The organism is Bacillus sp. NMTD17, from assembly GCF_002998735.1.
Classification (GTDB): Bacteria; Bacillota; Bacilli; order Bacillales; family Bacillaceae; genus Bacillus.
Genome location: NZ_PVRH01000002.1, coordinates 153,898 through 170,004, shown reverse-complemented (window position 1 = coordinate 170,004; position 16,107 = coordinate 153,898). Strand labels below are relative to the sequence as shown.

10 protein-coding genes are annotated in these 16,107 nt (G+C 42.6%); all 10 read left to right on the top strand.

Annotation, left to right across the window (positions count from 1 at the left end; all coding sequences use genetic code 11):
* Positions 1 to 4 precede the first annotated feature (4 nt).
* The 10 genes from pyrH to C6347_RS05890 all read left to right on the top strand — a co-directional run bounded on the left by pyrH (position 5) and on the right by C6347_RS05890 (position 16,039).
* On the top strand, positions 5 to 727 hold the full coding sequence (gene pyrH / locus C6347_RS05935) for a UMP kinase (protein ID WP_008344767.1): 723 nt from the start codon (positions 5 to 7) through the stop codon (positions 725 to 727).
* A 1-nt stretch (position 728) separates the two neighbouring features.
* Positions 729 to 1,286 (top strand): ribosome recycling factor, encoded by a 558-nt coding sequence (frr, locus tag C6347_RS05930; RefSeq protein ID WP_003212469.1) that lies wholly within the window; start codon positions 729 to 731, stop codon positions 1,284 to 1,286.
* Positions 1,287 to 1,415: 129 nt separating this feature from the next.
* Entirely contained in the window at positions 1,416 to 2,198 is a 783-nt protein-coding gene (locus C6347_RS05925) for an undecaprenyl pyrophosphate synthase (protein ID WP_034662319.1), read from the top strand.
* A gap of 12 nt (positions 2,199 to 2,210) precedes the next feature.
* The gene (locus C6347_RS05920; RefSeq protein WP_060596276.1) at positions 2,211 to 3,005 is read left to right on the top strand and encodes a phosphatidate cytidylyltransferase; all 795 of its coding nucleotides are present in this window, start codon (positions 2,211 to 2,213) and stop codon (positions 3,003 to 3,005) included.
* A 39-nt stretch (positions 3,006 to 3,044) separates the two neighbouring features.
* On the top strand, positions 3,045 to 4,196 hold the full coding sequence (dxr, locus tag C6347_RS05915; RefSeq protein WP_060596277.1) for a 1-deoxy-D-xylulose-5-phosphate reductoisomerase: 1,152 nt from the start codon (positions 3,045 to 3,047) through the stop codon (positions 4,194 to 4,196).
* A gap of 6 nt (positions 4,197 to 4,202) precedes the next feature.
* Positions 4,203 to 5,468 (top strand): RIP metalloprotease RseP, encoded by a 1,266-nt coding sequence (rseP, locus tag C6347_RS05910; protein WP_095285177.1) that lies wholly within the window; start codon positions 4,203 to 4,205, stop codon positions 5,466 to 5,468.
* Between the two features lie 80 nt (positions 5,469 to 5,548).
* Positions 5,549 to 7,246 (top strand): proline--tRNA ligase, encoded by a 1,698-nt coding sequence (locus tag C6347_RS05905; protein WP_106071519.1) that lies wholly within the window; start codon positions 5,549 to 5,551, stop codon positions 7,244 to 7,246.
* A 134-nt stretch (positions 7,247 to 7,380) separates the two neighbouring features.
* The gene (locus C6347_RS05900) at positions 7,381 to 11,634 is read left to right on the top strand and encodes a PolC-type DNA polymerase III (protein WP_258182062.1); all 4,254 of its coding nucleotides are present in this window, start codon (positions 7,381 to 7,383) and stop codon (positions 11,632 to 11,634) included.
* A 418-nt stretch (positions 11,635 to 12,052) separates the two neighbouring features.
* Positions 12,053 to 13,903, top strand: a complete 1,851-nt coding sequence (locus tag C6347_RS05895) for a glycoside hydrolase family 9 protein (RefSeq protein ID WP_106071517.1) — start codon at positions 12,053 to 12,055, stop codon at positions 13,901 to 13,903.
* A 30-nt stretch (positions 13,904 to 13,933) separates the two neighbouring features.
* A complete protein-coding gene (locus C6347_RS05890; RefSeq protein WP_106071516.1) occupies positions 13,934 to 16,039 on the top strand; it encodes a glycoside hydrolase family 48 protein in 2,106 nt (701 codons plus the stop codon).
* The last annotated feature ends 68 nt before the right edge of the window (positions 16,040 to 16,107 follow it).

The following is a 16,107-nucleotide window of genomic DNA, read 5'->3' as shown; positions in this document are numbered from 1 at the left end:
TATCATGAGCAAACCGAAATATAATCGCATTGTACTGAAGCTAAGTGGCGAAGCACTAGCAGGTGATGCTGGAAATGGAATTAACCCAACTGTCATTCAATCAATTGCAAAGCAAGTAAAAGAAATTGCAGAGCTTGATGTTGAGGTTGCAGTTGTTGTAGGCGGAGGAAACCTTTGGCGCGGTAAGACAGGCAGTGACTTAGGAATGGACCGTGCAACAGCAGACTACATGGGCATGCTGGCAACAGTGATGAATTCACTCGCGCTACAGGACAGCCTAGAAACGCTTGGCATTCAGTCTAGGGTACAAACCTCTATCGAAATGAGACAGGTTGCAGAGCCATACATAAGAAGAAAAGCGATCCGTCATCTTGAGAAGAAACGTGTCGTGATTTTTGCTGCAGGTACTGGTAACCCTTATTTCTCTACAGATACAACGGCAGCACTTCGTGCAGCAGAAATTGAAGCAGATGTCATTTTAATGGCGAAAAATAATGTAGACGGTGTCTACAGTGCTGATCCTCGTACAGATGCGGATGCAGTAAAATATGATAAGCTTTCATATCTTGACGTGTTAAAAGAAGGGCTTGCTGTAATGGATTCTACTGCGTCCTCATTATGTATGGACAATGACATTCCATTAATCGTATTCTCCATTATGGAAGAAGGAAATATTAAACGTGCCGTCAATGGCGAATCAATTGGAACGATTGTGAGGGGGAAATAACGTGTCAAAAGAAGTATTGAACCAAACGAAAGAAAAAATGGAAAAAGCTGTTCAAGCATACGGACGTGAACTAGCAACTGTTCGTGCGGGCAGAGCAAATGCTTCATTGCTTGATAAAGTGACGGTTGATTATTACGGTGCACAAACACCACTCAACCAAATCGCGTCAATCACAGTGCCAGAAGCACGTATGCTGATTATCACACCTTATGATAAAACAGCCATCGGTGATATCGAAAAATCGATCCAAAAGTCTGATCTTGGCATCACGCCAACAAGTGACGGAAATGTGATCCGCATTGCGATTCCTGCACTAACAGAAGAAAGACGTAAAGAGCTTGTGAAAGTGGTAAGAAAATATTCAGAAGAAGCAAAAGTAGCTGTTCGTAATGTTCGTCGTGATGCAAACGATGAGTTGAAAAAGCTTGAGAAAAATGGTGAGATCACTGAAGATGAATTAAGATCATCGACAGAGGATGTTCAAAAATTGACAGATGAATATGTCGCTAAAATTGATGACGTGACGAAAGATAAAGAAAAAGAAATCATGGAAGTTTAAGAAAAAACTATGTACAATAGATAATAGTGAAAAGACCCTCTTCATGTTTACAGGGGGTTTTTTTGTTAATACTGTTGGTGACTATATTATTAGCGGGAACGCAACCTTTTTGGGTGATGGAGGAATCTCATGCTCAATATACTCAAAAATTGGAAGAATCAGCAAACTGCTGCTTCCAACTTAGAAAGCCTGACAAAAGAAGACATATTAAATGGAGAAATTCCTGAACATATCGCCATTATCATGGATGGGAACGGAAGATGGGCGAAAAAACGTGCTCTTCCACGGGTAGCAGGACATCATGAAGGAATGAAAGTCGTCAAGCGCATGACAAAGCTTGCAAATGAGCTGAATGTCAAAGTGCTGACTTTGTATGCTTTCTCTACGGAAAATTGGAAACGTCCAAAACTAGAAGTAGACTTTTTAATGAAGCTTCCTGAAGAATTTTTGAACATCTACCTGCCTGAACTCATCGAGGAAAATGTCCGTGTGCGCTTAACAGGTGATCCAGACGGCCTCCCGCAGCATACGAAAAGAGCGGTAGAGAACGCAGTAAAGAGTACGGCGAATAACGACGGACTCGTTTTGAATTTTGCGCTCAACTATGGAGGGCGCACAGAAATCGTCTCCGCATGCAGACAAATTTCTGAAAAAGTCAAAGAAGGTAAGCTTCAAGCAGAAGACATCACAGAAGAGATGTTTTCAGCTTATTTAATGACAGAATCTCTTCAAGATCCGGATTTGCTTATTCGCACAAGTGGAGAAATTAGATTAAGTAACTTTATGCTTTGGCAAATTGCATACAGCGAGTTTGTCTTTACGGATGTGCTTTGGCCTGACTTTTCTGATGAGCATCTTATAGGCGCTATCGGAGAATACCAGCGCCGCGGCCGGAGGTTCGGTGGAATTTAGAGGGTGGTGCAGATGAAACAAAGAATTTTGACGGGTGTTTTGGCAGCTGCAGTCTTTTTACTTGCGGTTATATATGGACAGATGCCATTTACCCTGCTGATTTACTTAATGGGAAGTGTCGCTCTCTTTGAGCTTCTAAGAATGAAAAAGATATCGATTTTCAGCTTTCCTGGTATTGTCAGCTTAATATTGCTTTGGCTTTTAATGGGCGGAGAGAACAGCTTCTTCCCGAACGTAGACGCATCAAAAATGCAAATTGCTTTATTTGCAGTCTTAATCCTTTTAACTTATACAGTGTTGAGCAAAAACTCTTTCACATTCGATGAGGTTGCTTTTGTTGTATTAGCGACATTATATATTGGCGTCAGTTTCTATTATTTCATCCAAATTAGAGGCTTATATGGCATGAGTGCGATCTTCTTCGCAGCAGTGATTATTTGGTCCACTGACTCAGGTGCTTACTTTATTGGGAAATCTATGGGGAAACGAAAGCTCTGGCCAGAGATCAGTCCAAACAAAACAGTAGAAGGATTTATCGGCGGAATCGTCACAGCGGTCGTGTTGTCATTTGTGTTTCAGGCGGTTACAGGATTTTTGCCATCATATCTGCTTGTTATGTTTATTACTCTTTTGCTCAGTATCTTTGGACAGCTTGGCGACCTTGTGGAATCTGCTTTAAAGCGTCATTATCACGTAAAGGATTCAGGGACAATTCTCCCTGGACATGGCGGGATTTTGGACAGGTTTGACAGCTTTTTGTTCGTTCTGCCGTTTTTATATTTACTGCTCGCAACGTTTGCCAGCTAACCTCATAGAAACTTATTGAACGAGAGAAGGAGTGGCAATTTGAAATATATTTCGCTATTAGGCGCAACAGGATCAATTGGAGAACAAACATTAGATGTGATTAGGCAGCACCCAGACAAATTTAAGCTGAAAGCCATGACATTTGGCCGAAATGTAGATAAGGCCATTCCAATCATAGAACAGTTTCAGCCTGAATTTGTCGGATGTTTAAGTGAAGAGACTTATCAGACGCTAAAAGGTCATTCATTTGAATACGATGTCAAGATGGCTGCTGGTGATGAAGCCAACATCGAGGCAGCGACCTATGATGCAGTGGACGTTGTGGTCAATGCACTTGTAGGAAGTGTTGGGCTTGTTCCAACATTAAAGGCCATTGAACAAAAAAAGACGATTGCACTCGCAAATAAGGAAACACTTGTCACAGCTGGTCATATAGTAAAAGAGTACGCGAAAACATATGATGTACCTTTACTTCCTGTCGATAGTGAGCATTCCGCTATTTTTCAATGCCTGCAAGGTGAACAAGCTAAAAACATTGAACGCTTAATCGTGACAGCTTCAGGTGGTAGTTTCCGAGATAAAAAACGAACTGAACTTGAAGGTGTTACGGTTGAAGAAGCGCTGAACCACCCAAACTGGTCAATGGGAGCGAAAATTACCATTGATTCAGCGACGATGATGAATAAAGGGCTCGAGGTGATTGAGGCACATTGGTTGTTTGATATACCGTATGAACAAATTGATGTGCTGTTACATAAAGAGAGCATTATCCATTCGATGGTGGAATTTCACGACAAAAGCGTCATGGCTCAGTTAGGGACACCAGACATGAGAGTGCCCATTCAATATGCACTCACATACCCTGACAGGGCGCCATTACCAGAAGCGAAATCATTGAACCTTTGGGAGATTGGACAATTGAATTTCCAAAAAGCGGATTTTGACAGGTATCGCTGCTTACATTTTGCTTATGAATCAGGTAAAATAGGAGGGACAATGCCTGCTGTGCTCAATGCAGCAAATGAAATGGCAGTTGATGCATTTCTGAAAGGCAAAGTAACGTTCCTGCAAATTGAAGAATTGATTGAAAAGGCACTAAATAGACATCATGTGATTTCAACGCCTAGTTTGCAAGATATCCATGAAGTGGACAAAGATACACGAGACTTTGTTCAATCAATCCTCACATAAGGTGGTATGTTCGTGAATACAGTGATTGCGTTTATTATTATTTTTGGAACGCTCGTTTTTTTCCACGAGCTTGGCCATTTAATTATGGCGCAGCGAGCGGGGATTTTATGCCGCGAGTTCGCAATTGGTTTTGGGCCGAAGATTTTCTCCTTTAAACGAAAGGAAACCGTTTATACCATTAGACTGCTCCCTATTGGCGGATTTGTTAAAATGGCAGGAGAGGACCCTGAAGTCATTGAAATTAAACCAGGTCATACAGTGGGGCTCTTATTCAATGAGCAAAATGAAGTAGAAAAAATCATTTTAAATGACAAAGAAAAATATCCTGATGCACTTGTCATCGAAGTTGAGCAGATTGATTTAGATCATGCCATGAGAATCTCAGGATATGAAGCTGGAAATGAAGATATTTTAACTGGCTACAATGTCAGTCAAACAAGCTTTTATATTGCAGATGGTGAAGAAATTCAAATCGCACCATACAATCGTCAATTTGGATCAAAAACGGTATGGCAGCGTATTAAAGCGATCGCAGCTGGACCGATTATGAACTTTATCCTGGCGTATGTGATTTTGGTTGCTTTAGGCTTTATTCAAGGGGTAACCGTTGATGATCCTGTACTCGGCAAGCTGACGAAAGACGGCCGAGCGGCAGAAGCTGGACTCATGCAGGGAGACCACATCGTGTCCATTAACGGGGATAAAATGAATTCTTGGACAGACGTCGTTCAAACCGTTCAAAAGAACCCTGAGAAAAAAATGAATGTCGTCATTGACCGAGACGGCAAAGAAAGCACTGTGCAGGTTGTTCCAGAAGCTGTGAAAGCAGACGGAAAAAGCATTGGCCGTTTCGGATCTTATCCGCCAACTGAAAATGGATTTCTGAAGGTTATTTCATCCTCAGGAACGACTGTGATTTCAACAGCAGGACTGATTTTAACGAACTTGCAAAAAATTGTCACAGGACAATTTTCACTAGATATGTTAGCAGGTCCTGTTGGGATCTATGACATGACAGGAGAAGTAGCCAAGCAAGGTGTGTTAACATTAATGCAGTTTGCGGCGTTCCTTAGTATCAACTTAGGCATCGTGAATTTATTACCGATTCCTGCACTAGACGGAGGACGTTTACTATTCTTGTTTGTTGAAGCCATTCGTGGTAAACCAATTAATCGTGAGAAAGAAGCACTTGTTGTCTTTATCGGTGTTGCATTCCTCATGCTGTTAATGCTAGTGGTTACGTGGAATGACATCCAGCGATTATTTTTATAAAAACCAATGTCTCTTGTTTCTCATTACGGGAAACAAGAGTTTTTGTGAGTAGTCCTATTTCATAAATGAGGTGTAACGACATGAGACAATCCCTGACTTTCATTCCAACTCTTCGAGAGGTGCCGGCAGATGCTGAGGCAAAAAGTCATCAGCTCTTAGTAAGAGCTGGGTTCATTAGACAAAATACAAGCGGAATCTATCATTATCTGCCGCTTGCTCATAAAGTCATCCAGCATATTCAATCCATTGTTCGCAAGGAAATGGAAAAGGCAGGAGCAGCTGAGCTGTTAATGCCAGTGCTGCAGCAGGCAGAAATGTGGCAAGAGTCAGGAAGATGGTATACATACGGTCCAGAATTGATGCGTATGAAAGATCGTCATGGCCGCGAGTTCGCACTTGGCCCAACGCACGAAGAGGTGATCACATCACTCGTACGCAGCGAAGTAAAATCGTATAAGAAGCTTCCTTTAACTCTTTATCAAATTCAATCAAAATTCCGCGATGAACAGAGACCGCGTTTTGGGCTGCTGCGCGGACGTGAATTTATTATGAAGGATGCGTACTCATTCCATTCTTCACCAGAAAGCCTTGATGACACATACAACAAGATGTTTACAGCTTACTCCAATGTATTCTCAAAAGTAGGTCTTAATTTTAGACCAGTCATTGCAGATTCTGGTGCAATGGGAGGAAAAGATACACATGAGTTTATGGCACTGTCAGAAGTAGGAGAAGATACAATTGCATACTCTGACACATCTTCCTATGCTGCGAACATTGAAATGGCTGAAGCTGTTTATCACGGAGAAGAAGCAAATCCTGCGGACTTCAAAGAACTTGAAAAAGTCCACACACCGCAAGTGAAAACGATTCAAGACATCGCTGGATTTTTAGAAGTTGATTCTTCTCTTTGTATCAAATCTGTTTTGTTTAAAGCAGATGATGCGTATGTTCTAATCCTGACTAGAGGCGACCATGAAGTAAATGATGTGAAAGTGAAAAACTTGGTAGGAGCACAGCTTGTAGAGCTTGCTACTCGCGAAGAAGTACTAGAAGTCATTGGAACAGAGCCTGGATTTGTTGGTCCTGTGAAGCTGGAAGCAGGAGTCGATATTTATGCAGACCTTGCGGTTAAAGGCATGACAAATGCTGTCGCAGGTGCAAACGAAGCGGATTATCACTATGTCAATGTCAATCCTGCGCGTGATGTATCAGTGAAAGAATTCACAGATCTTCGTTTGATTCAAGAAGGAGATGTTTCTCCAGATGGAGAAGGCACAATCCAGTTTGCCAAAGGGATTGAAGTAGGACAAGTCTTTAAACTAGGCACTCGTTATTCTGAGTCAATGGATGCGACGTACCTCGATGAGAATGGACGAGCGCAGCCAATGATTATGGGATGCTATGGTATCGGTATCTCTAGAACTCTTTCAGCAATTGTTGAACAGCATCACGATGAGAAAGGAATCATTTGGCCCGAAACTGTTGCGCCATATGACCTTCATCTCCTTGCATTAAATATGAAAAACGATGCTCAAAAAGAGCTGGCTGAAACGTTATACGAGCGCTTAGAAGATGAGGGCTTTGACGTACTTTTCGATGACCGCCAAGAGCGTGCCGGAGTAAAATTTGCAGACAGTGATTTAATTGGGCTGCCAATTCGCATTAGCTGCGGAAAACGTTCAGAAGAAGGCATTGTTGAAGTGAAGTTTAGAAAATCAGGTGAATCACATGAAGTATCTGTTGATGAGCTGATTTCATTTATACGCCAAGCATAAAAACGAACAAAAAAATGAAGGTACCTCCTGTAGAAAAGAGGTACCTTTCTGATTGACAAAAGGAGGGTTCTGTCTTGGATGAACAATTACCGATCACACGGCGGCAATTTCATATATTACTCAATCAGATTCAAATGACAGATGATGACCTCAGTCGTTACTTTGAAGAAGGAGAAATCGTCAAATTGACGGTGCATAAGGCGACGAAAACGTGGCATTTCCTTTTTAAATTTAAGGCGCTTCTGCCTTACAAGGTATATGCGATGTTTCTCAGCAGGCTGACAAATGCATTTTCTCATATTGCACAAGTCGCTTGTACGATTGAAGTCAATGATCCGAACATCTCTGAAGAGCTCGTTCAATCGTATTGGTCACATTGTGTGGAAGAGCTTCAAGGAATATCTCCTCCAATCATCAGCTTGCTTCAGCAGCAAAAACCATCGCTGTCTGGACATAAAATCATCATCAAAACGAAAAGCGAAACAGAGGCTTTGGCCATCAAGAAGAAGTACAGCCCAATGCTCCAGGCTGCTTTTAAACAAGTGGGCTTTCCAGAGCTGCAATTCGATACAGAAATTTTTGTATCAGATCAAGAGATTCAGAAGTTCAGAGAACAAAAGCTTGCTGAAGATCAAGAAAGAGCGATGCAAGCCCTCACTGAGATGGAGAAGAAGGAAAGTGAGGAGCAGGATGAAGCTCCGTCTGGTCCTCTCATGATTGGCTATCAAATTAAAGACAATGAAGAAATTCGTACGCTTGATAGTATTATGGATGAGGAACGAAGAATCACCGTTCAAGGCTACGTATTCGATGCAGAAACGCGTGAGCTGAAAAGCGGCAGAACGCTTTGTATCTTTAAGATTACAGATTATACAAACAGTATTTTAATCAAAATGTTTGCAAGAGAAAAAGAAGATGCCCAGCTGATGAAATCATTGAAAAAAGGCATGTGGGTCAAAGCAAGAGGAAGCATTCAAAACGATACGTTTGTCAGAGACCTTGTCATGATTGCCAATGACGTCAATGAAATGAAACCTCAGCTGAAAGAGGATACGGCACCTGAGGGTGAAAAACGTGTCGAGCTTCATTTGCATTCCCCAATGAGCCAAATGGATGCTGTCACTGGCATTGGCAGGCTGGTGGAACAAGCAAAAAAATGGGGACATGAAGCGATTGCCCTGACCGATCATGCGGTTGTACAATCCTTCCCAGATGCGTATGCAGCAAGTAAAAAACATGACATCAAAATGATGTACGGTGTGGAAATCAACTTGGTCGACGACGGAGTACCCATTGCCTATAATCCGGAGCACCGTTTGTTAGATGACGCGACGTATGTCGTATTTGACGTAGAGACAACTGGACTTTCAGCCGTTTATGACACGATCATTGAGCTGGCAGCAGTGAAAATAAAAGGCGGGGAAATCATTGACCGCTTTGAGGCATTTGCAAATCCTCATCACCCATTATCAGCGACAACGATCGAATTAACGGGTATTACGGATGATATGGTCAGAGATGCTCCAGATGTCGTCGATGTCGTGCGCGATTTCAAAGAATGGATTGGACAAGATATCCTTGTTGCGCACAATGCAAGCTTTGATATGGGCTTTTTAAATGCAGCGTACAAACGCCTGTTAAAAACAGATAAGGCGTCAAACCCTGTGATTGATACACTTGAACTCGGCCGATTCCTTTACCCTGAATTTAAAAATCACCGGCTCAATACACTTTGTAAAAAGTTCGATATAGAACTGACGCAGCATCACCGGGCCATTTACGATGCAGAGGCGACAGGCTACCTCATGCTGAAGATGCTAAAAGATGCGGCTGAAAAAGGAATTGCCTATCACGATCAATTGAATGAAAACATGGGTCAGTCTAATGCCTACCAGCGCTCACGTCCTTACCATGCCATTCTGATCGCACAAAATGAGACCGGTCTGAAAAATTTATTCAAACTTGTTTCTCTTTCTCATATTCATTATTTCTACCGGGTGCCGCGCATTCCGCGCTCACAGCTTGAGAAATATCGAGAAGGTTTAATTATCGGGTCTGCCTGTGATAAGGGTGAGGTCTTTGAAGGGATGATGCAAAAATCACCTGATGAGGTGGAAGACATTGCAGCATTTTACGACTATTTAGAAGTTCATCCGCCAGAAGTGTATCAGCATCTGCTGCAGCTGGAGCTTGTTCGAGATGAACGTGCGTTAAAAGAAATCATCACAAACATTGTGAAGCTTGGCGAAAAGCTCAATAAACCAGTCGTGGCAACTGGAAATGTGCATTATCTGCATCCAGAAGACAAAATTTATCGTAAAATCTTAATTTCATCACAGGGTGGAGCAAATCCGCTTAACCGTCACGAACTGCCAAAAGTTCATTTTAGAACGACAGATGAAATGCTTGAAGCATTCTCCTTCCTAGGAGACGAAAAAGCGAAAGAGATCGTCGTGGCGAATACGAAAAAAGTATCTGAGATGGTCGAAAGCATTAAACCAATCAAAGATGACCTATACACACCAAAAATTGAAGGTGCAGATGAAGAAATACGGGAAATGAGCTATCAAATGGCGCGCAGCATCTACGGAGATGATTTGCCGAAAATTGTAGAAGACCGTATTGAGAAAGAATTAAAAAGTATTATCGGCCATGGATTCGCCGTTATTTACTTAATCTCTCATAAGCTTGTAAAGAAATCACTTGATGATGGATATCTTGTTGGTTCAAGGGGATCTGTCGGCTCATCTCTTGTTGCAACATTAACAGAGATTACCGAAGTGAACCCACTTGCTCCGCATTATGTATGTCCAAGCTGTAAGCATTCGGAGTTCTTTAATGACGGATCTGTTGGTTCAGGCTTTGACCTTCCTGACAAAGACTGTCCAGAATGTGGTACGCCGTACAAAAAAGACGGACATGATATTCCGTTTGAAACGTTCTTAGGTTTTAAAGGAGACAAAGTCCCTGATATCGACTTGAACTTCTCAGGTGAATATCAGCCGATTGCACATAACTATACGAAAGAGCTGTTCGGTGAAGAGTATGTATACCGAGCAGGTACGATTGGTACTGTTGCAGAAAAAACAGCTTATGGTTACGTGAAAGGCTACGCTGGAGATCATAATCTTCATATGAGGGGCGCAGAAATCGACCGGCTTGTCCAAGGCTGTACTGGGGTCAAACGGACAACGGGCCAGCATCCAGGCGGTATTATCGTAGTGCCGGATTATATGGACATTTATGATTTCTCACCAATTCAATATCCAGCAGATGCGACAGGTTCTGATTGGAAAACGACGCATTTTGATTTCCATTCAATCCATGACAACTTGCTCAAGCTGGATATACTAGGGCACGATGATCCAACGGTTATTCGTATGCTACAGGATTTAAGCGGAATCGATCCAAAAACGATTCCAACAGACGATCCAGAAGTGATGAAAATTTTCCAAGGAACAGAGCCTCTAGGTGTAACAGAAGAGCAAATTGGCTGTAAAACAGGTACACTCGGTATTCCGGAGTTTGGGACAAGGTTTGTTCGGCAAATGCTTGAGGATACAAAACCAACGACCTTCTCAGAGCTCGTTCAGATCTCTGGACTATCACACGGGACGGATGTATGGCTCGGAAACGCGCAAGAACTCATTCACAATAAAACGTGTGAACTAAGTGAAGTGATTGGGTGTCGTGACGATATTATGGTCTATCTCATCTATCAGGGCTTAGAGCCGTCACTTGCATTTAAAATCATGGAGTCTGTTCGTAAAGGAAAGGGACTTCCCCCTGAATGGGAAGAAGAAATGAAGAATAATAATGTACCGAACTGGTATATTGATTCTTGTAAAAAGATCAAATACATGTTCCCTAAAGCCCACGCAGCTGCTTACGTATTAATGGCTGTACGGATTGCCTACTTCAAGGTGCATCATGCACTTTTATACTATGCGGCTTACTTTACCGTTCGTGCAGATGACTTTGATATCGAAACGATGACAAAAGGATCGAATGCGATTCGAGCAGTCATGGACGATATTAACTCAAAAGGTCTAGATGCATCACCGAAAGAAAAGAACCTATTAACTGTACTAGAGCTTGCACTTGAAATGTGTGAAAGAGGCTACCATTTCAAAAAAGTGGACCTCTATCGATCAAGTGCAACAGAGTTTATCATTGATGGAGATGGATTAATTCCGCCATTCAACTCGATCCCTGGACTCGGAACAAACGTTGCGTTAAATATTGTTCGCGCACGACAAGACGGGGAATTCCTTTCAAAAGAAGATTTACAAAAACGCGGAAAAGTGTCGAAAACGATTCTAGAATATTTAGATCGTCAAGGCTGCTTAGAAGCACTTCCCGATCAAAACCAGCTTTCTTTGTTTTAATGCGATTCATGAAGAGCGTCCTTAAAGGGGCGTTCTTTTTTAATATACAATAATTTTATTATGTTAACTAATAAAGATTTTCCACCAAATGGAATCATTTTCTTATTCATTCATATACCTTGATTTAACGTGATGTTTTAAGAGAAGAGATTGTATGTCATTCTTTCTACCCAAATAGAGCAAAAAAGAGAATTTCGCCGTCTGAAATGTTCTCATGCGACATATGATCATTCTGGGTACAGTCACAAAAAGAATCAAGAGAAAAAACCTTCGATGAGCGTAAAGCTGATTGCTGTTTACTATGCTTATTTTTGAAACGTATTTGATTCTTTTCAAAACTGTTCAAATCACGTTCTGAATAAAAGGAGGTGGCTGTCTATTCATGTTTGACTAAAAAGAAGGAGTGAGTCATACGGAAATGGCATCTTATAACTATGTAGAGGTTCTTCAAAAATCCTTGTTGTTTTATGAAGCGCAGCGGTCTGGAAAGCTTCCCGAAAGCAGCCGTCTCAACTGGCGGGGAGATTCTGGACTAGAGGACGGGAAGGATGTAGGGCATGATTTAACTGGCGGCTGGTATGACGCAGGTGATCATGTGAAATTTGGGCTTCCGATGGCCTACTCAGCAGCTGTGCTTGCATGGACAGTATATGAATACCGAGAAGCCTATGAAGAGGCAGAACTGCTTGATGACATCCTCGATCAAATCAGGTGGGCAACGGATTATTTTTTGAAAGCACATACAGGTCCGAACGAGTTTTGGGCGCAGGTAGGTGATGGGAACGCTGATCATGCTTGGTGGGGACCGGCAGAAGTGATGCCGATGAGCCGGCCAGCTTTTAAAATTGATGAAAATTGTCCAGGAACAGAAGTAGCCGCACAAACTGCTGCAGCTTTAGCAGCGAGTTCTATCATTTTTAAAGAGACAGATGCCCCTTATGCAGCAAAGCTTCTGACCCACGCGAAACAGCTTTATGCATTTGCTGACAGGTATCGCGGCGAGTATACAGATTGTGTCACAAACGCTCAGCCGTTTTACAACTCCTGGAGCGGCTATATTGACGAACTCATTTGGGGCGGAATCTGGCTGTACTTGGCAACAAATGAAGAAACCTATTTAAATCAAGCACTAAAAGCAGTAGAGGAATGGCCGAAGGATTGGGATTATACGTTTACCATGTCATGGGACAATACTTTTTTTGCTTCGCAAATCTTACTCGCCAGAATCACGAAAGAAAATCGATTTATAGAATCGACAGAGCGTAATCTCGATTACTGGACGACGGGTTTTGTTCAAAATGGAAAAGTCGAAAGAATCACTTATACGCCTGGCGGTTTGGCATGGCTAGATCAATGGGGATCGCTTCGTTATACAGCAAATGCAGCATTTTTAGCCTTTGTCTATGCTGATTGGGTTTCAGATGAAGAAAAAAAGAATCGATATCAAACGTTTGCGATCAAGCAAACTCACTATATGCTAGGTGATAATCCGCTAAATAGAAGCTATGTCGTTGGGTTTGGCCAGAACCCGCCGAAGCATCCACACCATCGAACTGCACATGGCTCATGGTCTAACCAGCTGACAAATCCTCCGTATCATCGGCACACTCTTTATGGAGCGCTTGTTGGCGGGCCTAATGCACAGGATCAATATGACGATGACATCTCTGATTATGTATCAAACGAGGTGGCGACGGACTATAATGCCGCCTTTACTGGAAATATAGCCAAAATGGTGCAGCTGTTTGGAAAGGGGCAATCTAAGCTTCCAAATTTCCCGCCTAAAGAACAGGCTCAGGATGAGTTTTTTGTAGAGGCAGCTCTGATGAATAACGATACAACATCAACTCAGGTGAAGGCGGTTCTATACAATCGGTCCGGCTGGCCGGCAAGAAGCAGTCAAACGCTGTCCTTTAGATATTATGTCAATCTGAGTGAGGTCTTTGCAAAGGGATTCACTGAAAAAGATATTCAAGTGACAGCAGCCTACAATGAAGGCGCTTCCTTATCTCCGCTGAAGGTATATGACGCATCAGCCCACGTATATTATGCAGAAATTGATTTTACGGGCGTAGCGATTTTTCCTGGAGGAGAATCAGAGCATAAGAAGGAAATACAATTTCGATTATCTGCACCAAATGGGGCGAATATATGGGATGCCTCAAATGATTATTCCTTTCAAGGCTTAACTTCCAATATGCAAAAAACAGCGAGGATTCCTGTTTTTGATGATGGTGCTTTGGTATTTGGTGCACTTCCAGACAATTAAAAATCAAGATGTATTGAAAGGGTGAAGAACTTGTCAAACAAAGAACGGTTTTTAACGCTTTATCATCAAATTAAAAGTGATGCGAATGGATATTTTTCATCAGAAGGAATTCCGTATCATTCAATCGAGACGCTCATTTGCGAAGCGCCTGATTACGGGCATATGACAACTTCAGAAGCGTATAGCTATTGGCTGTGGCTTGAGGTGTTGTACGGACATTACACAGGGGATTGGAGCAAATTAGAGGCAGCCTGGGACAATATGGAGAAGTACATCATCCCAGTAAATGAAGATGGAAATGATGAGCAGCCGCATATGAGCGCCTACAATCCTTCTAGCCCAGCCACATACGCAGCAGAAAAACCATACCCGGATCAATACCCTAGCCAGTTAAGCGGTGCTCGTCCTGCGGGTCAAGATCCGATTGATGGTGAATTGAAATCAACCTATGGAACGAATGAAACGTATTTAATGCACTGGCTGCTTGATGTCGATAACTGGTATAAATATGGAAACTTGCTCAACCCATCACATAAAGCTGCATATGTGAACACATTCCAGCGCGGGCCGCAGGAATCCGTATGGGAGGCCATCCCTCATCCTTCACAAGATGATAAATCTTTTGGAAAGCCGAATGAAGGCTTTATGAGCTTGTTCACAAAAGAAAATCAAGCACCAGCTGCTCAGTGGCGCTATACCAATGCGACGGATGCTGATGCGCGTGCAATACAAGTGATGTATTGGGCGAAGGAACTCGGCTATAATGAGTCAGCCTATCTTGATAAAGCGAAAAAAATGGGGGATTTTCTTCGTTACGGTATGTACGATAAATATTTTCAAACGATTGGAAGCGGCAAACAGGGGAATCCGTACCCTGGAAACGGAAAGGGTGCCTGTCATTACTTAATGGCGTGGTATACCTCTTGGGGCGGAGGACTTGGCGACCATGCCAACTGGTCATGGCGTATTGGAGCTAGCCATTGTCACCAAGGGTATCAAAACCCTGTCGCCGCTTATGCTTTATCCTCAGACAAAGGAGGCTTAAAGCCATCTTCCGCTACTGGTGCAAGCGATTGGGAAAAAACATTAAAAAGGCAGCTTGAATTTTATGTATGGCTTCAATCTAAAGAGGGAGCGATTGCAGGAGGTGCAACCAATAGCTGGAATGGAGACTATAGTGCTTATCCGGCGGGAAGAAGTACTTTTTACGATATGGCATATGAGGATGCACCTGTTTATCTTGACCCGCCTTCTAATAACTGGTTTGGGATGCAGGCATGGCCGATGGAGCGCGTAGCAGAGCTTTATTACATTTTTGTGAAAGATGGAGACAAAACATCTGAAAATGTCCAAATGGCCAAATCTTGCATCACAAAATGGGTCAACTATGCATTAGATTACATTTTTATCGGCAGCCGTCCTGTGTCGGATGAAGAGGGTTATTTCTTAGATGACCAAGGACAAAGAATTCTAGGAGGAACAAATGCTGCTGTTGCTACAACGAGTGCACCTGGCGAGTTTTGGCTTCCTGGAAATATTGTTTGGAGCGGACAGCCTGACACTTGGAATGGGTTCCAGTCTGCAACAGGAAATCCAAACTTAACAGCTGTAACAAAAGATCCAACTCAGGATACGGGCGTACTAGGGAGTCTAGTCAAGGCTTTAACTTTCTTTGCTGCTGCCACTAAGCTAGAAACAGGGGATTATACAGCGCTTGGTGTCAGAGCGAAAGATGCTGCCGCACAGCTCCTTGAGGTTGCGTGGAATTACAATGATGGCGTGGGCATTGTAACAGAAGAAGAAAGAGAGGACTATGACCGCTTCTTTAAAAAAGAAGTGTATTTCCCAAATGGTTGGAACGGGACATTTGGTCAAGGGAATCAGATTCCTGGAGCCAGCACTATTCCTTCTGATCCGCAGCGAGGAGGTAATGGGGTCTATACGAGTTTTGCTGATCTTCGTCCGAACATTAAACAAGATCCAGCATGGTCTTCACTCGAGAGTAAATATCAGTCTTCATTTAATGAAGCAACAGGCAAATGGGAGAATGGGGCACCGGTTTTCACCTATCACCGTTTCTGGTCTCAAGTGGATATGGCCACTGCCTACGCTGAATATCATCGTCTCATCAACTAGCAAGTCAAATTTAAGCTGCCGGTTTCTTTGAGCCGGCAGTTTGATTAGGAAATATAAATCCAGTGAAG